General features: G+C 69.8%; 20 protein-coding genes and 1 tRNA gene. 9 read left to right on the top strand and 12 right to left on the bottom strand.

Annotation, left to right across the window (positions count from 1 at the left end):
• Nucleotides 1–98: 98 nt before the first annotated feature.
• A complete protein-coding gene (locus ACFYUV_RS26120) occupies nt 99–536 on the bottom strand; it encodes a hypothetical protein (protein ID WP_352363324.1) in 438 nt (145 codons plus the stop codon).
• A gap of 219 nt (nt 537–755) precedes the next feature.
• Between ACFYUV_RS26120 and ACFYUV_RS26125 the strand changes: the two genes are divergently transcribed.
• Together ACFYUV_RS26125 and ACFYUV_RS26130 are read left to right on the top strand one after the other, a co-directional pair.
• Nucleotides 756–1,292 (top strand): peptidylprolyl isomerase, encoded by a 537-nt coding sequence (locus ACFYUV_RS26125; protein ID WP_352363322.1) that lies wholly within the window; start codon nt 756–758, stop codon nt 1,290–1,292.
• Nucleotides 1,293–1,405: 113 nt separating this feature from the next.
• Nucleotides 1,406–2,269: a rhomboid family intramembrane serine protease gene (locus tag ACFYUV_RS26130; protein ID WP_358291022.1), complete on the top strand. Its 864-nt coding sequence runs from the start codon at nt 1,406–1,408 to the stop codon at nt 2,267–2,269.
• A 34-nt stretch (nt 2,270–2,303) separates the two neighbouring features.
• Here ACFYUV_RS26130 and ACFYUV_RS26135 read toward each other — a convergent pair whose 3' ends face one another.
• Nucleotides 2,304–2,549, bottom strand: coding sequence for a cell division protein CrgA (locus ACFYUV_RS26135; RefSeq protein WP_387671998.1), 246 nt, complete (start codon nt 2,547–2,549; stop codon nt 2,304–2,306).
• Nucleotides 2,550–2,693: 144 nt separating this feature from the next.
• On the opposite strand from ACFYUV_RS26135, the gene ACFYUV_RS26140 reads away from it, so the two are divergent.
• The 3 genes from ACFYUV_RS26140 to ACFYUV_RS26150 are packed head-to-tail and all read left to right on the top strand — an operon-like array spanning nt 2,694 to nt 4,046.
• Nucleotides 2,694–3,317 carry a class E sortase gene (locus tag ACFYUV_RS26140; protein WP_387672001.1) on the top strand — a complete coding sequence of 208 codons (624 nt, stop codon included), beginning with the start codon at nt 2,694–2,696 and terminating at the stop codon, nt 3,315–3,317.
• A gap of 1 nt (nt 3,318) precedes the next feature.
• Nucleotides 3,319–3,477, top strand: a complete 159-nt coding sequence (locus ACFYUV_RS26145; RefSeq protein WP_387672003.1) for a hypothetical protein — start codon at nt 3,319–3,321, stop codon at nt 3,475–3,477.
• Nucleotides 3,474–4,046, top strand: a complete 573-nt coding sequence (locus ACFYUV_RS26150; protein WP_364327984.1) for a gamma-glutamyl-gamma-aminobutyrate hydrolase family protein — start codon at nt 3,474–3,476, stop codon at nt 4,044–4,046. Before ACFYUV_RS26145 ends, ACFYUV_RS26150 begins: the two co-directional genes overlap by 4 nt.
• 429 nt (nt 4,047–4,475) lie before the next feature.
• Here ACFYUV_RS26150 and pknB read toward each other — a convergent pair whose 3' ends face one another.
• The 7 genes from pknB to ACFYUV_RS26185 form a co-directional block, all read right to left on the bottom strand.
• Entirely contained in the window at nt 4,476–6,320 is a 1,845-nt protein-coding gene (gene pknB / locus ACFYUV_RS26155; RefSeq protein ID WP_387672006.1) for a Stk1 family PASTA domain-containing Ser/Thr kinase, read from the bottom strand.
• A gap of 83 nt (nt 6,321–6,403) precedes the next feature.
• On the bottom strand, nt 6,404–7,774 hold the full coding sequence (locus ACFYUV_RS26160) for a serine/threonine-protein kinase (RefSeq protein WP_387672009.1): 1,371 nt from the start codon (nt 7,772–7,774) through the stop codon (nt 6,404–6,406).
• Between the two features lie 21 nt (nt 7,775–7,795).
• Nucleotides 7,796–9,256: a peptidoglycan D,D-transpeptidase FtsI family protein gene (locus ACFYUV_RS26165; RefSeq protein ID WP_387672012.1), complete on the bottom strand. Its 1,461-nt coding sequence runs from the start codon at nt 9,254–9,256 to the stop codon at nt 7,796–7,798.
• Nucleotides 9,253–10,671: an FtsW/RodA/SpoVE family cell cycle protein gene (locus tag ACFYUV_RS26170; protein WP_358291006.1), complete on the bottom strand. Its 1,419-nt coding sequence runs from the start codon at nt 10,669–10,671 to the stop codon at nt 9,253–9,255. The genes ACFYUV_RS26165 and ACFYUV_RS26170 overlap by 4 nt, the downstream gene beginning before the upstream one ends.
• The gene (locus ACFYUV_RS26175) at nt 10,672–11,970 is read right to left on the bottom strand and encodes a Stp1/IreP family PP2C-type Ser/Thr phosphatase (protein ID WP_358291004.1); all 1,299 of its coding nucleotides are present in this window, start codon (nt 11,968–11,970) and stop codon (nt 10,672–10,674) included.
• Nucleotides 11,967–12,437 (bottom strand): FHA domain-containing protein, encoded by a 471-nt coding sequence (locus ACFYUV_RS26180; protein WP_357693136.1) that lies wholly within the window; start codon nt 12,435–12,437, stop codon nt 11,967–11,969. Before ACFYUV_RS26180 ends, ACFYUV_RS26175 begins: the two co-directional genes overlap by 4 nt.
• Before the next feature lie 17 nt (nt 12,438–12,454).
• Entirely contained in the window at nt 12,455–13,195 is a 741-nt protein-coding gene (locus tag ACFYUV_RS26185; protein WP_125640997.1) for a DUF3662 and FHA domain-containing protein, read from the bottom strand.
• A gap of 198 nt (nt 13,196–13,393) precedes the next feature.
• Between ACFYUV_RS26185 and ACFYUV_RS26190 the strand changes: the two genes are divergently transcribed.
• Nucleotides 13,394–13,476, top strand: a tRNA-Leu gene (locus tag ACFYUV_RS26190).
• Nucleotides 13,477–13,864: 388 nt separating this feature from the next.
• A complete protein-coding gene (gene pdhA / locus ACFYUV_RS26195; RefSeq protein WP_387672015.1) occupies nt 13,865–14,932 on the top strand; it encodes a pyruvate dehydrogenase (acetyl-transferring) E1 component subunit alpha in 1,068 nt (355 codons plus the stop codon).
• Here the strand turns inward: pdhA and ACFYUV_RS26200 are convergent.
• The gene (locus ACFYUV_RS26200) at nt 14,902–15,948 is read right to left on the bottom strand and encodes a hemolysin family protein (protein ID WP_357982951.1); all 1,047 of its coding nucleotides are present in this window, start codon (nt 15,946–15,948) and stop codon (nt 14,902–14,904) included. The genes pdhA and ACFYUV_RS26200 overlap by 31 nt on opposite strands.
• Nucleotides 15,945–17,291, bottom strand: coding sequence for a hemolysin family protein (locus ACFYUV_RS26205; RefSeq protein WP_387672018.1), 1,347 nt, complete (start codon nt 17,289–17,291; stop codon nt 15,945–15,947). The genes ACFYUV_RS26200 and ACFYUV_RS26205 overlap by 4 nt, the downstream gene beginning before the upstream one ends.
• A 244-nt stretch (nt 17,292–17,535) precedes the next feature.
• On the opposite strand from ACFYUV_RS26205, the gene ACFYUV_RS26210 reads away from it, so the two are divergent.
• Nucleotides 17,536–18,798 (top strand): LCP family protein, encoded by a 1,263-nt coding sequence (locus ACFYUV_RS26210; RefSeq protein WP_364327965.1) that lies wholly within the window; start codon nt 17,536–17,538, stop codon nt 18,796–18,798.
• 57 nt (nt 18,799–18,855) lie between these two features.
• Here ACFYUV_RS26210 and ACFYUV_RS26215 read toward each other — a convergent pair whose 3' ends face one another.
• The gene (locus ACFYUV_RS26215; RefSeq protein ID WP_387672021.1) at nt 18,856–19,506 is read right to left on the bottom strand and encodes a GPP34 family phosphoprotein; all 651 of its coding nucleotides are present in this window, start codon (nt 19,504–19,506) and stop codon (nt 18,856–18,858) included.
• A 23-nt stretch (nt 19,507–19,529) separates the two neighbouring features.
• On the opposite strand from ACFYUV_RS26215, the gene ACFYUV_RS26220 reads away from it, so the two are divergent.
• Entirely contained in the window at nt 19,530–20,135 is a 606-nt protein-coding gene (locus tag ACFYUV_RS26220; protein WP_387672024.1) for a TenA family protein, read from the top strand.
• Nucleotides 20,136–20,145 lie beyond the last annotated feature (10 nt).

Genomic DNA, 20,145 nt, shown 5'->3' on the forward strand with positions numbered 1-20,145 from the left:
CTCGGCTTTGTAGCAAGCGCTTGGTGAACCGTCAACGGGCCGGAACGCGAAAGCGCGCCCCCGCTCTCGTGAGAGCGGGGGCGCGCTTTCGGTCCGGATCAGGGCATGTTGTGCGATGCCTGGTCCGTCTTGTTCTGCACGTTGGACGCCATCCGGTCCGCTGAATGCGCGGTCCTGTCCGCCTTCTCACCGACCCAGCGTGATGCATCGGAGGCAGAGTCCTTCATGTGCTCGGTCCACTGCTGGGCGTTGCGACGGTAGGCCATGTAGCCGATCGCGCCGACCGCAAGACCGGTCAGCAGCACCATCGTCGGCCACCGCCGTGACCGGGACGGTTTCGGGTCGATTCGCTTGGCCGCCGCCGACAGCATCCTGCTGACCTTGGGGGCGACCTGATCCTCGAACCCGTGCGCCGCGGCGTCGAGCCTTGGCGCCGCCCAGTAACGGGCGTCTTCGATGCGCTGTGCGGTGGCCACCTTGGCCTGGTCCGCCATTGGCGCCATGCGATGGCCGGTCTTGACGGCCTGGGCCTTCATGCGGCCCATCCACGTGGCGGGTACCTCTATTACCACGCGGCGTCTCTTCAGTGTCAGGGACACGACAACCTCCCCTGTCGTTGGGGCCCCGCGCTTGACCTTCCCTGGACAAGGCGGCTCAATCATGGCGGTCCATGGGAGGATGGCTCAGGAGGCCGAACGGCCATACTGCTCAGAACATCACAAACAACCCTGTGCATAGAGGGGGGCAGCTGTCTCGTGGCTGAGAAGCTGATCGCAAATCTGAAGACCAATCGCGGCGATATCAAGGTCGAGCTTTTCCCGAACCAGGCGCCGAAGACCGTCCGCAACTTCGTGGAGCTCGCCGAGGGCACCCGCGAGTGGACGCATCCGGAGTCGGGCGAGAAGAGCACGGCCCGTCTGTACGACGGGACCATCTTCCACCGGGTCATCTCCGGTTTCATGATCCAGGGCGGCGACCCGCTCGGCCAGGGCATCGGCGGCCCCGGCTACGAGTTCGACGACGAGATCCACCCGGACCTCTACTTCAACCGGCCCTACCTGCTGGCCATGGCCAACGCGGGCGTGCGGTTCGGCAAGGGCACCAACGGCTCGCAGTTCTTCATCACGGTCGTGCCCACGCCGCACCTCAACGGCAAGCACACGATCTTCGGTGAGGTCGTCGAGGGCCAGGACGTCGTCGACGCCATCGCCAAGACCGACACCGACCGGCGTGACCGTCCCGTCCAGGACGTCGTCCTGGAGTCGGTCACCATCGAGCGCGTACAGGGCTGAGCCGATCCCTGACGGGGGCGGGCCGTCCACGGGTCCCCGCCCCCTTCGGGCAGGCATGTCACAGCCCTGATCGACGGCACACAGCTACGTCCGGTACGTCATAGGCTCTGGACATGACCAGCCAGCCGCCCAGCCCGCCCTCGCAGCCCGAGCAGCCTGCCGAGGCGGTCCCCACGTGCTACCGGCATCCCGGCAGGGAGACCTGGGTCCGCTGCCAGCGCTGCGACCGGCCCATCTGCCCCGACTGCATGCGCGACGCCGCCGTGGGCTTCCAGTGCCCCGAATGCGTCGCCCAGGGCAACCAGGGCTTCCGCCAGGCCCGCTCCACCTTCGGCGGCCAGGTCGTCGGCACACCGTACGTCACCTGGGCCATCCTGGCCGTCAACGTCCTCGTCTTCGGCGCCCAATACCTCGTGCCCGCCGTCACCGGCGCGCTGCAGATGTGGCCGGCCGGAGTGGCGGTCTTCGGCGACTACTACCGGCTGGTCAGCGCCGCGTTCGTGCACGCCGGCGTCTTCCACATCCTGTTCAACTGCTGGGCGCTCTACGTCGTCGGGCCCTATCTGGAGCGCGCGTTCGGGCACGTGCGTTACACGGCCCTCTACCTCGTCAGCGCCGTCGGCGGCAGCGTGCTCAGCCTCTGGCTCGACCCGCTCGGCCAGCCGACCGTGGGGGCGTCCGGAGCCATCTTCGGCCTCTTCGGCGCCGTCTTCGTGGTGGGCCGCAAGCTCAACATGGACGTACGCGGCATCGCCATGCTCATCGTGATCAACCTGGTGATCACCTTCGTGTTCCCCGGCATCAGCTGGACCGGGCACGTCGGCGGCCTGATCACCGGCTCGGTGCTGGCGGGAGCGATGGCCTACGCCCCCAAGAACAACCGGACCCTGTGGCAGGTGCTGGCGATCGCGGGAGCGCTGGCCGTGCTAGCCGTGCTCGTGATGGCCCGGACCTCGGCGATCCTGAGCTCGATCTGACTTCCCCAGGCTGTGGAAAAGACTGTGGAAAGAACTAACGCCAGCGGGTGGAAAGAACCACACCGAAGATGATGAAGACAAACCCGATCAGCAGGTTCCAGTTCTGGAGGTCGCTGAAGAAGGGCGCCTGCGGGGCGATGTAGTAGATCGCGATCCACAGGATGCCGATGATCCAGGACACCACCATGGTGGGCGCCAGCCAGCGCGGGCTGACCCTGACCTGCTGGGACTTCTGCGGCGGGGTGTAAACCGCCTTCTTGCGAGCCTTGGACTTGGGCACTGGGTAACTCCTGCTGAGGGCCTGGGCTTCCGGATCGTCCACAGGCTCTTCGTTAAGCGTAGTTGAAGCGTGCCCCAGGATAGTCGCCACGCGCACGACATGGCGATCCCCCACGTCGGGAGATGTCATGAATACGCTGACGACATGCGGTCCATCTTCCGGGCCGTGGGGGAGCTGAGCATCACCGCCGGCCTGGTCCTCATGTTGTTCTGCGCCTACCTGCTCTGGGGCACCGGCGCCTACACCAAGAGCCAGCAGTTGCTGCTCCAGCGCGAGCTGGCCGCCGAGAAGGCGGAGCGCGACCGCGGCCGCATCGACAAAGTCCAGCTCGGCAGGGCCGTCGCCATGCTGAGCATCCCGCGGCTCGGCCGCGACTACCGGTACGCCATCGTCGAGGGCGTGGACGCCGAGCACCTGAAGAAGGGCCCGGGACACTACCCCGACAGCGCCATGCCCGGCCAGATCGGCAACTTCGTGGTCTCGGGCCACCGGACCACGTACGCGGCCCCGTTCAAGGAGCTCGACGAGCTCGAACGCGGCGACGAGATCGTCGTGGACGCCCGCGAGGCGCGCTACACCTACCGCGTCACGTCCCAGGACGTCGTGGAGCCCACGGAGGTGGAGGTGCTCGCCCCCGTCCCCGGCAAGCCCGACATCCGTCCCATCCGCGCCTACATCACCCTCTCCACCTGCCACCCCGAGTACTCCGCCGCCCAGCGCCTCATCGTGTACGGCGTGCTCAAGAAGACCGAGCTCAGGAAGGAATGACATGTACGGCTGGATCTGGCGCAAGCTGCCCGGGGACCCTCGTCGCAAGGTGCTGGCGGCCGCCTTGCTGGTCATGGTCGTGGGGGTCGTACTCTGGTATGCCGTGTTCCCGCTCCTGGAGCCGGCGGTGACGCTCGACGAGGTGACCGTAAGAAGATGACCCGCGTGCTGGTCGTGGACAACCACGACAGCTTCGTCCACACGATCGTCCAGTACCTGCGCGTACTGGGCGCCGACTGCGACGTGCGCCCCCGTGACGTCGTGGGCGTGCGCGACGGCGACGCCTTCGACGGCGTGCTCGTCAGCCCCGGGCCGGGCACCCCGGAGGCGGCCGGCGTGAGCGTGCCGCTGGTGCTGCGCGCGGCCGAACGCGGCACGCCCCTGCTCGGCGTCTGCCTCGGCCATCAGGCCATCGCGGTCGCCTTCGGGGCCACCGTGGCCCGCGCGCCCGAGCTGGTCCACGGGCGCACCAGCGCCGTGCACCACGACGGCAAGGGGGTCTTCGAGGGCCTGCCGTCGCCGGTGCCGATGACCCGCTACCACTCGCTCGCCGTGCTGCCGGAGACCGTCCCCGAGGTCCTCGACGTGACCGCCCGCACCGACGACGGGGTGATCATGGGCCTGCGCCACCGCCGGGCGCCCATCGAGGGCATCCAGTTCCACCCGGAGTCGGTGCTGTCCGAGCACGGCCACCGGCTGCTCGGGAACTGGCTGCACGGGATCGTGTAACGCCCGGCTCGCACAGAGCGACTACCAAATGAACGCCCCCGCCGTTGCCCCCGAGCGGCGGGGGCGTTCTCCACGCTCCCCGTGAACCCCGGCTCCCGGCGCGCCGGAACACCCGCCACTCCGGCCCTTCCGGCAGGGCTCGCCACTCGCCACCCCGGCCCTTCCGGCAACGCCACACGCTCGCGACCCCCGGGCCATCCCGCAACACGGGACGCTCGCTACTCTCGGCCCTTCCCGCAACGCGGGACACTCGCCGCCCGCCGCCTACCGCAACACGGGACGCTCACCACCTCGGGCCCTTCCCACAACACGGCGCACTCGCCCCCCGGCCCCTTCCGCGAGGCGTAGTTGTCGGCGCGCCGGAAGTTCTGCGACGGAACGCCGAGGGCCGCCCTTCCCATGTGGGGAGGGCGGCCCTGGGTGGTCGGGTCAGCCGTTGAGGCCGTCGTCGCCGATCGGGTTGTCCTCGGTCGGCTCGTCGGACGGGAAGTCGTCCGTCTGGTCGTCGGTCGGCTGCTCGGTCGGCTGCTCGTTGGTGGGCGGCGGAGCCGTCTCGGGGCCGGTGGACACCACGATCGTGATCGTCGTGTTCGGCTGCAGCTTCTGGCCCGCGCCCGGGTTCTGCTGGATGACCGTGCCCTCGGCCTGGTCACTGGCCTGCGGTGACACCTTCACCTTGAAACCGGCGCCCTTGAGCGCGGCGATGGCGTCCTGCTGGGTGTAGCCGATCACGTCGGGCAGCTCGGTCAGCTCGAACGGCACGTAGAGGGTGACGCTGGCGTCCTTCTCGATCTCGGTGCCGGCCGCCGGCTTGGTCTCGAACACCTTGCCCTGGGGCTTGGCGGACTGCTTGGTCTTGACCACGCCCTTCAGGCCGACATCGGCGAGTGCCTTCATCGCTTCCTGGGTGTCCATGCCGATGAGCCCGTCGGGTACGGCGACCTTCTCCTTGCCCTTGGACACGACCAGCTTGACCGTGGCGCCCTTCTCGACCTTCTCGCCCTCCGCCGGCTCGGTCCGGATCACCGTGCCCTTGCCGAACTCGTCGCTGGCCTCCTGCACCACCTCGGGCTTCAGGCCCAGGGTGATGAGCGCCTTCTGCGCGGGATCCAGCTTCTGCGTGGCCAGGGCCGGGATGGTGATCGAGGCGTCGGTGGGCGCGGCCTTGGTGCCGAACACCAGGTAGCCGACCGTGACGAAGGCGCCGATGATCAGCAGCGGGATGATGATCCACAACGCAGTCTTGACCGCGTTGCCGCCACCGCCGGAGGCCCTGCGCCGCCCCACGCGGGTGCCGTCGCCGTCGCCGTACTCGTACGGCGGGACCGCGCCGGTGCGCTGCGTGGCCGGGCCCTGGGCCGCCTGGGTGGCGGTCATCATGCGGGTGCCCTGGTTGAAGTTCCCGGTCATCGCCATCGTCTGGGCGTCGACCGGCATGCCGGACATGGCCCGCTGGATGTCGGCCCGCATCTCGCCGGCGTTCTGGTAGCGGTGGGCCGGGTCCTTGGCCATGGCCTTGAGCACGATCGCGTCGGCCCACGCCGGGATCTCGCGGTCGATCTGCGAGGGCGGGATCGGCTCTTCGCGGACGTGCTGGTAGGCGATCGCCACCGGGGAGTCGCCGGTGAACGGCGGCTGGCCGGTGAGCAGCTCGTACAGCACGCAGCCGGTGGAGTAGATGTCGCTGCGGGCGTCGACGCGCTCGCCGCGGGCCTGCTCGGGCGACAGGTACTGGGCGGTCCCTATCACCTGCGCCGTCTGGGTCATGGTGGCGGCCGAGTCGGCCATCGCGCGCGCGATGCCGAAGTCCATCACCTTGACGTCGCCGGCGCGCGTGATCATCACGTTGGCCGGCTTGATGTCACGGTGGACGATGCCGCCGCGGTGGCTGTAGTCGAGCGCGCGCAGGATGCCGTCGACCAGCTCGGCCGCCCGCTCGGGCAGCAGCCGGCGGTCCTGGCGCAGCAGGTCGCGCAGCGTCCGGCCGTCGACGTACTCCATCACGATGTAGGGCACCGGGGTGCCGTCGGTGACGTCTTCGCCGGTGTCGTAGACAGCGACGACGGCGGGGTGGTTCAGTGAGGCCGCCGACTGCGCCTCGCGGCGGAAGCGGGCCTGGAAGGTGTGATCGCGCGCCAGGTCGGAGCGGAGGGTCTTGATCGCGACTATGCGGTCCAGCCGGATGTCTCGGGCGCGATACACCTCGGCCATGCCGCCGCGCCCGACGACACCGTCGAGCTCGTAACGACCTCCGAGTAGCCGAGGCTGAGTCATTTCCTGCACTGTCCCTTACCGTTCATCTTGGGTACCGGCCTGCTCGGGGGGCCGCCGGTGTCCATCATCGACCCCGTAGCGCATCACGTCTCCTCCTTCGGCGGGTTTGTGCCACCCGGGTCCGGCGAAGCGGTTGGTGTCGGAGTTGTCGGTGTCCTGCTGGGCGTTGGGGTGGTGGGGGTGGGAGTCGGGGTACGGGTGGTCGGGGTTGGCTTCGGTGTCGGCTTCTTCGTAGGAGTAGCCGACTTGCTTACCGTAGCCGACCGCGAGGGTACCGGCCGCGTCGACTTCACCGGAACCGCCGGGGGTCGGCGCGTGCGCTTCTTCGTCCGCGTGGGCCTGAGCAGCTCAGGCGACTGCATCGGGGAGTGGCTGGGCTCGGCGATCTCCGGCAGGGGAGGCGGCGTCGTATCGCGGTTGGCGAACGTGATCGCGCTCAACCCCACCGCGGCCACGCAGCCGGCCGTCGCGACCAGCGCCAGCGTCCGCGCGCCGCGGCGGCTGCGGGGCGGCGGGTCGGGCGGGCTCTGGACGGTCGTCGCCGGGGCGAGGCTCTCGGTCGCCCGCTGGTCCTCCGTGGCCGGCTCGCGCACCCGGAAACCCGCCGGATCGGTGTACATGCTCAGGTCGGCGCCCTGCTCGACGCCCTCGACCAGCGACTGGCGCAGCACGTACGCCCGGTCGGCCGCCTCCAGCGCCGAGGCCGGACGCATCCCCGGCTCCTTGGACAGCAGCGTCATGACCAGGTCGCGCACCGGGACGGGCACGTCCGCGCCGAGCGGCGGCGGCTGCTCGTTGAGATGCAGCAGCGCGATCGCCACCTGGCTGTCGGCCCGGAACGGCGTGTGGCCCGCCAGGCACTCGTAGGCCACCACGCCCAGCGAGTACAGGTCGGTCGCGGGTGTGAGCGGGAAACCCTGGGCCTGCTCCGGGCTCACGTACTGGGCGGTGCCGAGGACGGTGCCGGTCTGCGTGACGGGCGCGGCCTCCAAGGCGCGCGCGATGCCGAAGTCGGTCACCTTGATCGTGCCCTCGCGGGTGACCAGCAGGTTGCCGGGCTTGACGTCCCTGTGGATGATCCCGGAGGAGTGGGCCGCGTGCAGCGCCTTGGCGGTCTGGTGCACCACGTCGAGGGCCACCTCGGGCCCGAGCGCGCCGTTGCGCCCCAGGATGGCCGACAGCGGCTCGCCGTGCACCAGCTCCATCACGAGATAGGCCAGATCGCTCTGCTCGCCGTAGTCGAAGATCTGGGCCACCCCGGGATCGGCCAGGGCGGCCGTGAGCCGCGCCTCGTTGCGGAAGCGCTCGCGGAACGTGGGGTCGGCGTGCATGTGACTGCGCAGGATCTTGACCGCGACCTCGCGGCCCAGAAGCTCGTCACGGGCGCGCCACACCTCTCCCATACCGCCCGTGGCGATGCGGGAGAGCAGGAGATAGCGGTTACGGAGCCGCATGACCCAGCACGTTACCGTCACTCACTTGTTCAGCACCGCCTCCAGCACAGCCTTTGCGATCGGAGCGGCGGTGTGGCCGCCCGTGGCCTCCGCGCCGACGTTGGCCGCGCCCGACTCGACGATGACCGCCAGCGCCACCTTCGGGTCCTCGGCGGGCGCGAAGGAGATGAACCAGGCGTGCGGCGGCGCGCCGTTGCTGGTCTCCGCGGTGCCGGTCTTGCCGCCCACCTGGACGCCCGGCACCTGCGCGAGGTTGGCCGTGCCGTTGTTGACCACGCTGACCATCATGTCGCGCAGCTTTTTCGCCGTCTCGGAGCTGACCGCCTCGGTCAGCTCCTCGGGCTTGGCCTCCTCCATGACGTCGTTCTTGGAGTCGGTGATCTTGTTCACCAGGTACGGCTTCATCACCTTGCCGTCGTTGGCGATGCCGGCCGCGATCATGGCCATCTGCAGGGGCGTCATCCGGTTGTCGCGCTGACCGATCGAGGCCATCGCGAGCGCGGCGTCGTCGTACTTGCTGCCGAAGTCGCTCTGGGCCACCGACATCGGCACGCCGATCTGCTTGCCCATGCCGAACTTCTCGGTCTGCTCGTTGAGCCTGTCGAAGCCCAGCTGCATGCCGATCTTGGCGAACGGCGTGTTGCAGGACTTCTCCAGCGCGTACACGAGCGGCACCTGGCCGGCGCCGCAGGCCGCGCCGCCGTAGTTGGGCAGGCTGATGTTGGTGTTGGGCAGCGGCAGCCGCTGCGGCGCGTCGACCGTGGTGTCGCCGCCGCGCGAGGAGTCGTCCTCCAGGTACGCCGCCGCCGTCACGACCTTGAACGTCGACCCCGGCGGGTACGTCTGGGCGATGGCCCGGTTGAGCAGCGGCTGGCTCTTGTCCTTGTCCAGCTCGTTGTAGCGGGAGAACACCGTGCCCTTGTCGGTGCCCGACAGCTCGGCCGGGTCGAAGGTGGGCAGCGACACCATGGCCAGGATCCCGCCCGTCCGCGGGTCGAGCGCCACCAGCGCGCCGCGCTTGCCGCTGGCGCGCAGGGCGTCGTAGGCCGCCTTCTGCGCCTTGGGGTTGATCGTGAGGTCGACGTTCGCGCCCCTGGTCGGCTCGCCCGTGAACAGGTCGATGCTCCGCCGCAGCAGCAGGTCGGCGCTGGAGCCGTCGAGCAGCTTGTTCTCGGCCCCCTCGATCGCGCTCGCGCTCTCGGGCGAGAAGTAGCCCGTGACGTGCGCGTAGAGCTTCCCGTCGGTGTACTTCCTGACGAACCGGAAGTTCTTGCTGTCGGTCTCCACCGACTGGGCGATCACCTTGCCGCCGGCGGTGATGCGGCCGCGTTCGACGGCGTAGCGCTCGTAGTAGTTGCGGCGGTTGCTCGGGTTGGAGCGGTAGTCGTCGGCCCGGACCGCCTGGAGGATGTTCACGTTGATCATCAGGAGCGCGAACATGACCAGGCAGGCCACGGCCGCGCGCTTCAGAGTGCTGTTCATCGCTGGAACACCTGGGTGAGTCCTTCGTTCTGGATCGCCTGGGGCGGGGGCCGTCGCGCCGCGTCTGACATGCGTACCAGCAGCGCGATAAGGATCCAGTTAGCCAGCAGCGCCGAGCCGCCCTGCGACATGAACGGCGTGACCAGGCCGGTCAGCGGGATGAGGTTCGTCACGCCGCCGACGATGATGAACACCTGCCAGGCCAGGATGAACGACAGGCCGCCCGCCAGCAGCTTCGAGAACGGGTCGCGGGCCACGAGCGAGGTGCGCAGGCCGCGCTCGACCAGCAGCGCGTAGAGCATGAGCAGCGCCATCAGGCCGGTCAGCCCGAGCTCCTCGCCGGTCGCGGCGAAGATGAAGTCGGAGAAGCTCAGCGGGATCAGGTCGGGGTGGCCCTGGCCGAGCCCGGTGCCGAGGATGCCGCCCGCGCCGAACCCGAACAGCCCCTGCATGATCTGGTAGCTCTTGCTGCACATCGGGTCGCCCGGCGGGTCCTCCAGGCAGACGGGAGCCGTGCCGTAGTAGACCGGGTTGCTCGGGTCGAGCCAGGCGTCGAAACGCGCGCCCACGTGGTCGAAGACCTGCCCGGCGAGGAAGGCGCCGCCGACGAACAGCAGGATGCCGATGAGCACCCACGAGGTGCGCTGGGTGGCGATGTAGAGCATCGCGATGAACGTCCCGAACAGCAGCAGCGAGGTGCCCAGGTCCTTCTCGAAGACCAGCACCAGCAGGCTGAGGCCCCAGGTGACCAGGACCGGCCCGAGGTCCCGGGCACGCGGCAGGTCGATGAAGAGCAGCCGCCGCCCGGCCAGCGCCAGCACGTCGCGCTTGGCCACCAGGTAACCGGCGAAGAAGACCACCAGCGCCAGCTTGGCGAACTCGCCCGGCTGGATGGAGAAGCCGCCGATGCGGATCCAGATCTTGGCGCCCTGGACCTCGCTGAGCGAGCCGGGCAGCAGCGCCGGGATCGCCAGCAGCACCAGGCCCACCGCGCCCGCCGTGTACGTCAGGCGTTGCAGCATGCGGTGGTCGCGCAGCACGATCAACGTGATCGAGAACATCACGACGCCGACGCCGGTCCACATGATCTGGTTGGCCGCGGAGGCGCCGCCCATGTCGGCCGACTCCAGCCGGTAGATCATCACCAGCCCGAGGCCGTTGATCAGGGTCACCAGCGGCAGGATCAGCGGGTCGGCCCATGGCGCGAACTTGGCCAGCACCAGGTAGGCCGCCAGCATCAGGCCGCCCAGGCCCAGCCCGTAGGCCAGCATGCCGGCCGGCACCTTGCCGTCGACGGCCAGGCCGACGTTGGCGTAGGCGCCCATGATGATCAGCACCGCCAGGGCGAGCAGGACCAGCTGGGCCACCCGCCGTTTGGCCGGCATCGGGACGGGGGTCGCGAGCATTTCTGCCATTTATTGCGATTTCGTCTTGGTGGCGGAGGGAGTCGGGGACGTGGCCGTGGTGGAGCTCGTGTCGCCCGTGTCGCCCTTGTCGTCCTGGGAGAACTTCAATCCGTTTATCTTCGTCACGCCTTCGTTGACGTCGGTGACGGGGATGCCGCTCTTGATCAGGGCCTGGTCCGCCGGGGACAGCTTGGAGACCGGACGGCCGGTGCGCTTCTCCACGTGGAAGAACTCGATCGGCCCCACCTCCTGCTTGATCCCCTGGAAGATGACCACTTCGTCGCCCCTGGCACCGACGAAGAACTGGTCCTGGGTCCACTGCCATCCGAGGTAACCGCCGGCGCCCAAGGCGACGGCGCCCACCCCGAGCACGGTGACCAGCACGGGCCACACACGACGGCGCCGCCCCGACCGCCGGGTCGCCTGCGCGACCGGCTCATCGAAGTCGTCACCGTCGGCGATCGCCGGCTGGGGTGCGGTCACCGCGCTCACTCGCCCCGGCTGGGTCTCCGGAGCGCCTCCTCGCAGCCTGGTCATCCCCGCGGCGCCGACGACCGCCGCCTCCACGGGAACTTCCTGGCCGTCGCTGATCTCCAGCACGTCGGCGAGCACGCACGTGATGTTGTCGGGCCCGCCGCCCCGGTTCGCCAGATCGATGAGCTGGCGGACCACCTCTTCGGGGTCGTCGATGTTGGTCAGCGTGGCGTGCAGCGTCTCGGCGCTCACCACGCCCGACAGGCCGTCGGAACAGAGCAGGTAGCGGTCGCCCACCTGCGCCTCGCGCAGAGTGAGGTCGGGATCGACCTCGCCGCTGCCGTCGAGCGCGCGCAGCAGGATCGATCGTTGGGGGTGCGTGGCCGCCTCTTCGGGCGTGATGCGCCCGTCGTCGACGAGCTGCTGCACCAGGGTGTGGTCATGGGTGATCTGGTAGAGCTCGCCGCGTCTCAGGAGGTAGGCGCGCGAGTCGCCCACGTGCACCAGGGCGACCTGGGTGCCGTTCCAGAGCATGGCGGTGAGCGTCGTGCCCATGCCTTTGAGGCTGGGATCCCGCCCGACCATCTCGTGCAGCCGGCGATTGGCGTCGCGCACCGCTGCCTCGATGGCGTTGAGCAGGTCACCCCCCTGTTGGGCCTCTTCCAGAGAGGCCATGGCGGCGATGGCGACAGAGCTCGCCACCTCGCCGTGTGCGTGCCCGCCCATGCCGTCGGCGACGGCCAGCAGGCGGCCGCTAGCGTACGCCGAGTCCTCGTTCCCTTCGCGGAGGAGGCCGACGTCCGAGCGGGCGGCGTAGCGGAGTGCGATGGTCATTTGCGCAATTCAATGACTGTCTTGCCGACGCGGATCGGAACACCGAGCGGCACCGGGGTCGGACGGGTGACTTTCGAGCGGTCGAGATACGTGCCGTTGGTCGAACCGAGATCTTCCACGATCCACTGACCGTCCTGAGGGAAGAGCCGGGCATGCCGGCTGGATGCGTAGTCGTCGCTGACTACCAGCGTGGCGTCGTTCGCCCGGCCAATGGTGATGGGCGTCTCCGTGAGGTTAATGGTGGTGCCCTGCAATGGGCCACCGGTAACGATGAGCTGGCGTGGCTCGCCCTTTTTGCTCTTGGGCTTGGCCACCGGTTTGGCGGGCTTCACGGCTTTGCGCGGGCCCGCGGGAGCCGTGCGTGAACCGAACAAGTCAGTCCGGATCACGCCGACTGCGGCAATGACGAAAAACCACAGCACCGCCAGGAAGGCGAGCCGGATCAGCAGCAGCGTGAGCTCGGACATGGACCGTCTGTCTACCCCTAATCGCGCCGGAACACCAGAGTCGTGCGTCCCAGCGTCACTCGCGTGCCGTTCTGGAGCTCGATTCTGCGTACCGGCTGGCCGTTGACGAAGGTGCCGTTCGTCGAACCGAGATCGACGAGGGCCACGAGCTGCCCCTCGACGCGCAGCTCCGCATGGTGCCGCGAGACTCCCGGATCGACAAGACGAAGATCGCAGTCGGTGCCCCTGCCTAGCAAGGTCACCGGCGTGGTGAGCTCGTAGGAGCGGTCGCCCTGCGGGTCGTCCTGGGTGGAGACGAGCAGCCTGGGCCGCCCGTTGAAGGCCCCGGGCCTGGACGGGGGCAGGTCGCTCGCCGGCTGGCGGATCTCGTCCTGCTCGACCGTCGCGCCGCGGATGACGCCGGACCGGATGCGGAACAGCCCCACAGCCAGGTCCCCGGCGGTCTCGAAGCGCACCCGGACCGGTCCCACGAAGGAGTAGCCCTGTTCCTTGGCGTACTCCCTGGCGAGGTTGGCCAGCTCGTGGCTGATGCTGTCGGCGTAGACCTCAAGCCGTTCGCTGTCGGTCGTGGACAGCTCCACCACGAAGTCGTTGGGCACGAGCGTCCGGCCCTGTGCGACGATCGCCGCCCGCTCGTCCATCTCCCGTTGAACCGCGCTGGCGACCTCGACCGGCTGAAGGTCAGATTTGAACGCCCGCGCAAAGGCCCCCTCAACCAAGCCTTCGAGCCTTCGCTCGAAGCGCTGAAGGACTCCCACCGGGTACCTCCCTTCTTCCCTGCATATGATCGCGGCCCCAGACGCTTCCGGCGCCCGGTTTCCGCTCGTCCCACGTGGCGGCGTCGTGACGCTCGTTGCCAGTCGCGCCCAGCTCCTCCGCTTCCGTGTCTTCTGCGATCGTATCCGGGTTCAGTACCAGTGGCTGTTCCGTGCTACTGTTTCTCCGCACCCACAAACGGGCGGGTGGCGGAACGGCAGACGCGCACGGTTCAGGTCCGTGTGTCCGAAAGGACGTGAGGGTTCAAATCCCTCCTCGCCCACTCGGTGACTAGGGGATCCTTGGTCGCCGGCCTTACAGGTCGGCTTCCTCGGGTCCCCTCGTCATATCTGCCCGGGGGATGACCCCCGGACCCCCAGGGGGACAAGCGTTCGGGGGATTCTCCCCCGGACCCCCGTCCATGGGGGATGCTCGTCTCTCGGGTCTGGCCCACAGTTTCGTACCGGGTCCTGGTGCGCAAGGGTCCTGGGATTTCTTTCTCGTGACGTGGTTCTTGGACCTTAGGTCGGCCGGCTTGCAGCGAACTTTCTGGTGGCTTGCGTGATTTAGGTCACATTGGTTTGGTGGGCGGGTTCGGGTGATCCTGAGGGCTACGGCAAACTGTGGCCGCTGGGTTTCTGTTCAGGGGGTTGCCGCACATGGATGACTCGATGGTTCAGCTGCTCACGCCCTCTGGTGAGCGCGTGGAGCATCCGGAATATCCGCTGGTCGTCTCGGATGATGAGATCCGGGATCTTTATCGGGATCTCGTGGTCGTCCGGCGGATCGACTCCGAGGCCGTCGCGCTCGCCCGTCAGGGGGAGCTGGGGCTGTGGACGTCCCTGCTCGGGCAGGAGGCCGCCCAGGTCGGCTCCGGGCGCGCCGTCGGGGATCTGGACGCCGTCTTCCCCTCCTACCGGGAGCACGGGGTCGCCTACTGCCGGGGGATGGACCCCCTCGACGTGGTCGCCATGTGGCGCGGCGTCAACCACGGCGGCTGGGACCCGTCCCGGCACAACTTCTTCCTGTACACGATCGTCATCGGGACGCAGGCCCTGCACGCCACCGGTTACGCGATGGGCATGCAGCGCGACGGCGTCATCGGCACCGACAAGGCCGGGGCGACCATCGTCTACTTCGGCGACGGCGCCACCTCACAGGGCGACGTGAACGAGGCGTTCGTCTTCGCGGGCGCCTGCCACGCGCCGATCGTGTTCTTCTGCCAGAACAACCAGTGGGCCATCTCCGAGCCCCAGGAACGCCAGTCGCGGATCCCGCTGTACCGCCGGGCCGAGGGCTTCGGGTTCCCCGGCGTCCGGGTCGACGGGAACGACGTGCTGGCCTGCCTCGCGGTCACGCGCAAGGCGCTGGCCGACGCCCGGTCGGGGCAGGGGCCCACGCTCATCGAGGCGTTCACGTACCGGATGGGGGCGCACACCACCTCCGACGACCCCACCCGCTACCGGGCCAAGGACGACGTCGAGGCGTGGCGGCGGCGCGACCCCATCGAGCGGGTCAGGGCGTACCTGACCGCGGTCGGCACCGGCGACGACTTCTTCGGCGAGGTCGAGGCCGACGCCGCCAAGATCGGGGCCGAGCTGCGCAGGCGGCTGCTCGAACTGCCCGACCCCGCCCCTTCGGCGATCTTCGAACACGTCTACGCCGAGCCGCACCCGCTCATCGAGACCGAGCGGGCGCAGCACGCCGCCTACCTCGACGGGTTCGCCGCCGGGGAGTAGGCGCGCGAGGCGGCCTTGGTGTCCAGGAGCTCGCCCAGCAGGTCCGTGAGGCTCACCATGCCGATGACCGCGCCGCCCTGGCCGGTGACCAGCGCCAGGTGCGCGCGGGCCTCCTGAAGGGCCGTCACGGCCTCGGGGACCTGCGTGACGCACGCCAGCCTCGGCAGCGGCCTGGCGAGCTCACCGGCCGTGCGCGTGGGCTGCAGGAGGGCGTCACGGGCGTGCAGGACGCCCTCGATGCCCGCCGGACCGCCCACGAGCAGCCGCAGGTGGCCGCTGCCCGCCGCCCTGGCCCTGATCTGGGCCGACCCGGCGGCCGGCGGCACCTTCACGGCCCGGTCGATCGGCACCATCAGACGCTCGATGCCCTCGGCCTGCAGCCGCAGCGCGCGGGTGAGCAGGTCGTGCTCCTCGCGGTCGAGCAGGCCCATCCGGCCCGACTCGCCCACCAGCATGGCGAGCTGCCGGGGCGTCCTGGTGGTGGCCAGCTCGTCGCGCGGCTGCACGCCGAACAGGCGCAGGATCAGGTTGGTCAGCCCGTTGAGCGACGACAGCAGCGGCCGCATGAGCTGCGTGAACCCGCGGAACGGCAGCGTCAGCACCAGCGCCGCCCGCTCGGGGTGCGTCAGCGCCCACGACTTGGGCGCCATCTCGCCCACCACCATGTGCAGGAACGTCACCAGCGCCAGGGCGATCGTCAGCGCGATCGGCATGCGCAGCGACTCCGGCACGCCGACGGCGGCGAAGACCGGCTCCAGGAAGTGCTCGATGGCCGGCTCGGTGACCTGGCCGAGGCCCAGCGTGCACAGCGTGATGCCGAGCTGCGCGCCGGCCAGCATGAGCGAGAGCTGACGCCCGCCGCCCACGGCCGACTTGGCCGCGACCCGGACCAGGCGGTTGCCGCCCGAGGCCATCTCCTCCAGGCGGTGCCGCCTGGCGGAGACGAACGCGAACTCGGCGGCCACGAACAGCGCGTTGAAGAACAGCAGCGCGAGGCTGACCAGGATCATCGTCATCGGGACGCCTCCGCGTGCTGCACGGGCGCGAGCCGCACCCATTCGGGCACCCGGCGGTTGAGCGACATGACGGTCAGCTCGGCCAGGTGCTCGGCCGCGTCCTCGGCGAACGGGTCGGCGTCCCCCTCGATGGGGACGATCACCATGTCGCCGGGGTCGGGCATCCGGCCCAGCCGGGCCAGCACCAGGCCGGCGAGGGTGTCGTAGTCGTCGCTCTCCGGCAGCGCGACGCCGGTCGCGCGCTCGACCTCGTCCAGCCTGAGCCAGCCGGGCACCTCCCAGACGCCGCCGGGCCGCTCGACGGCGCCCGCCGGCTCGGGGTCGTTCTCGTCGACGAGCTCGCCGACCAGCTCCTCGGCCAGGTCCTCGACGGTGAGCACGCCGGCCAGGCCGCCGTACTCGTCGATGACGCAGACGATGTCGTCGTTGGCCGCCCGCATCCGGTCGAGGACGGCCGGCAGCGGCAGCGAGTCGGGCACCAGCAGCGCGGGGCGGGTGATGCTGCCGACCAGGCCCTCGTCCAGGCCGGACTCCAGCAGCTCGCGCACGCCCGTCACGCCCACCACGTCGCCGTCGTCACCGACGACGGGGTAGCGGGAGTGGCCGCGTTCGCGCATGACCTCCACCAGGTCGGAGATGGGCTGGGAGTCGCGCAGCGCCACCACGCGGGGGCGCGGCACCATGATCTCCTCGGCGCTGTGGTCGCCGAACTCCAGGGCGCGCTCCAGCAGCTCCGACAACCTCGGGGGCAGCTCGCCCGCCTGGGTCGACTCCTCGATGATCCGGGAGAGCTCCTCGGGGGTGGCCCCGTGCTCGACCTCCTCGACCGGCTCGATGCCGACGCGGCGGAGCAGCCCGGTGGCGGCCGAGTCGAACAGCTTGACCACCGGCCCGACGACCGCCAGGTAGACCAGCGTGGACCCGGCCAGGAACTTGGCCACCGGCTCGGGCCTGGCGATGCCGAGGTTCTTCGGCGCCAGCTCGCCGAGCACCATCTGCACCACGGTCGCCACGAACACGCCGGCGGCCACGGACAGCCCCGTGATCGCCGCGTCGGGCAGGCCCGTGCCGTCGAGCCAGGGCCGTACCAGGACGGAGATGGCCGGCTCGGCCAGGAAGCCGACGAGCAGGGCCGTGACGGTGATGCCGAGCTGGGCGCCCGAGAGCATGAACGAGAGCCGGGAGGTCACCTGGAGCGCCTTTTCGGCCTGGGTGTCACCGGCGGCGGCCTGCTCGCGCAGGAGGCCCCGGTCGGCGGCGACGAAGGCGAACTCCTGGGCGACGAAGTACCCGGTGGCGGCGGTGAGGAGGAAAAGGGCCAGTAGGCCGAGATAGGCGCTCACCGGGGTGAGCCCTCAGAGGAACCCGTGCCGAGGCACGGGCCAAGACTCCACGAGTCCGGAGCGGACACGATCATCCCTTCGATAGAGGTCGTCCATAACGCTAACGACGCAGTCCGCGTCTATGTTTCCGCAGTGACTCTCCGCTAGTTGTGTGTACTTGTACGTGGGAGAAACTTGGTGAGATGTCTTCACTGCCAGGGGGTTGGACGTAGCGTCTATGGCATACCGAAGGGAAGAAGGCGAAGTGTCTGAGGACGACCGTACGCGGGCCATGCGCTCGCCGGGCGACGGCCGCCCGCTGCCACCGAGGCCCGGCGACGGGCAGCGTTCCGGTGGCGCACCCGCCCACCGGGTCCCGCCGGGCGTGCCGAACGCGGCCACGTCCAAGCTGCCCGCCTACTCCGACGAGCAGCAGTCGCCGCCGCCTCCACCGCCTCCCCGATCGGGCAAGGTCTACGGACGCGAGCGTGCCGGGAACAGCCCGGTCAAACCGCTCAGGGCGGCGGGCGACCCCGCGCCGAAGGAGCCGCGCGGGCCCAGGGGGCCGCGGGTGCGCGGCCGGACCGTCCTGAAGATCGTCGCGGGCCTGGTCGCGCTGCTCCTGGTGGCGTCCGTGGGCCTGTTCTTCTGGATCAACTCCCGGCTGGCGGGCATCGACGGGGTGCTCGACGAGTACCCGGGCCGGCCCGCCGACACACCCGGCACCAACTGGCTGCTGGTCGGCTCCGACAGCCGCAAGGGCCTGACCGCGGCCGAGCGCAAGAAGCTGGCCACCGGGCGCGCGGTCGGGCAGCGCACCGACTCGATGATGCTGCTGCACATCTCCGACAACGGCGACAAGCCCACCCTGGTCAGCCTGCCGCGCGACTCGGCGGTGACCATTCCGGGGCGCGGACGCGACAAGCTCAACGCGGCGTACGCGTCCGGCGGGCCGAAGCTGCTGGTCCGCACGATCGAGACGGTCACCGGCGTGCACGTCGACAACTACATGGAGATCGGCTTCGCCGGCTTCGTGGACATCGTGGACGCGATCGGCGGCGTCGAGATCAACGTCCGGGCCGACGTCGACGACCCCAAGGCCGGGCTCAAGCTCAAGAAGGGCAAGCAGGTGCTCAACGGCGCCCAGGCCCTCGGCTACGTGCGCACCCGCAAGGGCGGCGCGCTGCCGGACTTCGAGCGCACCAAGCGGCAGCGGCAGTTCCTCGGCGCGGTGGTGAAGAAGGCCGCCAGTCCGGGCGTGCTGATCAACCCGTTCACCTCGATCCCGCTGGCCATGAGCGCCACGGACGCGGTCGAGGTCGACTCCGGCACCGGCGCGTTCGACATGCTCTCGCTGGGGCTGGCGATGGGCGACAGCCCGGTCACGACGGTGGTGCCGTTCGGCGGGAACGAGATCGTCGCCGGCGGCGGCGCGGCGGTCAAGTGGGACCGGCTCAAGGCGCTGGCCCTCTTCGACGCGCTGAAGGCCGACAAGCCGGTGCCGAAGGAGATCGTGGACGCCGGTTGACCCGTTCCCGCAAAGGCGCGAGCCTCGCGGGAACGGCCGGGCCCGGTCAGGGCCGGCTCAGGTCGTGGTGGCGGCGACGACCGCGGCGGTGGAGGCGGTGGCCGCGATGGCCGCGGTGATGGCGGTGATCGTCTTGGCGACCGCCTGGCCGGCCCACTCGCCCTCGGCGATCTCCTTGACGCGCTCGCGGTCGGCGCCCGGGAAGGCTTTGCGGTCGAGCTTCGCCGCGTGCATGATCGCGATCAGCGTGGCGGTGCGCTCGTCGGGGTCGGCGCCCGCGAGGACGGCCGTGACGCGTTCGCGCACGTCGGCCTCCACCTGGGGGTCCGCCTCCGGCCAGCGCGTGGTCGGGAAGATGCCCAGGACCCGGCCGCGCTCCTCGGCCAGCACGCCCGCCTCGGCGAGCCTGGTGAGCAGGCGCCTGCGCAGCTTGTCCGACTGCAGCCGCTGCACCCACCACGCGGGCTTCCTGGCCTTGCCGTCCTCGGCCATGCGGGCGAGGGCGGCGTCGAGCTCGGCGTCGCCCAGCGGGGTGGGGTCCGTCACCGTCACCTTGTCGTCGGCCAGCTCGACGCGGCCCGCGGCGGCCAGCTCGGCGAGGATCGCGCCGCCGAGCGCGGGATCGAGCTGGACGCCTCCGATGAGCTGCTTGCCTGCTTCCTCGTCGTGGGCGAGGAGGAGGAGTTCTTCGGCGATCGTCACGGTCATGTCCCGACACTAACCTCCCAGGCATGAGCATTTCGGAAAGACTTCACGCGATCGGCCGGCCCTTGCTCCAGGCGCAGCTGGACCATCCCACGGTGGCCGGCATCGGGCGCGGCGACCTGCCGGAGCCGGTCTTCCGGTCCTGGCTGGAGCAGGACTACCTGTACCTGCTCGACTATGTGCGGGTGTTCTCCAGGCTGGCCTGGCAGGCGCCGGACGGGCATGTGGGAGACCTGGTGGATCTGGCGTACGCGACGTACCACGACGAACTGCGGCTGCATCGGTCGTTGTCGGCGGAGTTCGGGGCCGATCTGGACAACGCGGTGAAGGGGCCGGCGTGTGTGGCGTACACGGCGTTCCTGCTGGAGGCGGCGGGGTCGTACGGGGAGGGGTTGGCCGCGCTTTATCCGTGTATGTGGGGATATTCGAGTCTTGGGAAGATTCTCGCCGAGAACCCGCCCGCCGAGCCGCGGTACCGGGCCTGGGTGGACACCTACGCCGACCCCGCGTTCGCGGTGCTGACCGTACGGATCGGGCAGATGATCGACGAGGCCGACCCCGACCCCGTACGGGCGGAGGCGCTGTTCGCCGAGGGCATGGCACACGAGCTCGCCTTCTGGGACGTGCCGTAGTCGCGTGCCG

The sequence above is a fragment of the Nonomuraea sp. NPDC003560 genome, from assembly GCF_042878785.1.
GTDB lineage: Bacteria > Actinomycetota > Actinomycetes > Streptosporangiales > Streptosporangiaceae > Nonomuraea.

Coding starts and splice junctions, on each gene's coding strand:
- ACFYUV_RS26120 (WP_352363324.1), bottom strand. CDS start 536: ATGAAGGCCCAGGCCGTCAAGACCGGCCATCGCATGGCGCCAATGGCG.
- ACFYUV_RS26130 (WP_358291022.1), top strand. CDS start 1,406: ATGACCAGCCAGCCGCCCAGCCCGCCCTCGCAGCCCGAGCAGCCTGCC.
- ACFYUV_RS26140 (WP_387672001.1), top strand. CDS start 2,694: ATGCGGTCCATCTTCCGGGCCGTGGGGGAGCTGAGCATCACCGCCGGC.
- ACFYUV_RS26145 (WP_387672003.1), top strand. CDS start 3,319: ATGTACGGCTGGATCTGGCGCAAGCTGCCCGGGGACCCTCGTCGCAAG.
- ACFYUV_RS26150 (WP_364327984.1), top strand. CDS start 3,474: ATGACCCGCGTGCTGGTCGTGGACAACCACGACAGCTTCGTCCACACG.
- pknB (WP_387672006.1), bottom strand. CDS start 6,320: ATGACTCAGCCTCGGCTACTCGGAGGTCGTTACGAGCTCGACGGTGTC.
- ACFYUV_RS26160 (WP_387672009.1), bottom strand. CDS start 7,774: ATGCGGCTCCGTAACCGCTATCTCCTGCTCTCCCGCATCGCCACGGGC.
- ACFYUV_RS26165 (WP_387672012.1), bottom strand. CDS start 9,256: ATGAACAGCACTCTGAAGCGCGCGGCCGTGGCCTGCCTGGTCATGTTC.
- ACFYUV_RS26170 (WP_358291006.1), bottom strand. CDS start 10,671: ATGGCAGAAATGCTCGCGACCCCCGTCCCGATGCCGGCCAAACGGCGG.
- ACFYUV_RS26175 (WP_358291004.1), bottom strand. CDS start 11,970: ATGACCATCGCACTCCGCTACGCCGCCCGCTCGGACGTCGGCCTCCTC.
- ACFYUV_RS26180 (WP_357693136.1), bottom strand. CDS start 12,437: ATGTCCGAGCTCACGCTGCTGCTGATCCGGCTCGCCTTCCTGGCGGTG.
- pdhA (WP_387672015.1), top strand. CDS start 13,865: ATGGTTCAGCTGCTCACGCCCTCTGGTGAGCGCGTGGAGCATCCGGAA.
- ACFYUV_RS26200 (WP_357982951.1), bottom strand. CDS start 15,948: ATGACGATGATCCTGGTCAGCCTCGCGCTGCTGTTCTTCAACGCGCTG.
- ACFYUV_RS26215 (WP_387672021.1), bottom strand. CDS start 19,506: ATGACCGTGACGATCGCCGAAGAACTCCTCCTCCTCGCCCACGACGAG.
- ACFYUV_RS26220 (WP_387672024.1), top strand. CDS start 19,530: ATGAGCATTTCGGAAAGACTTCACGCGATCGGCCGGCCCTTGCTCCAG.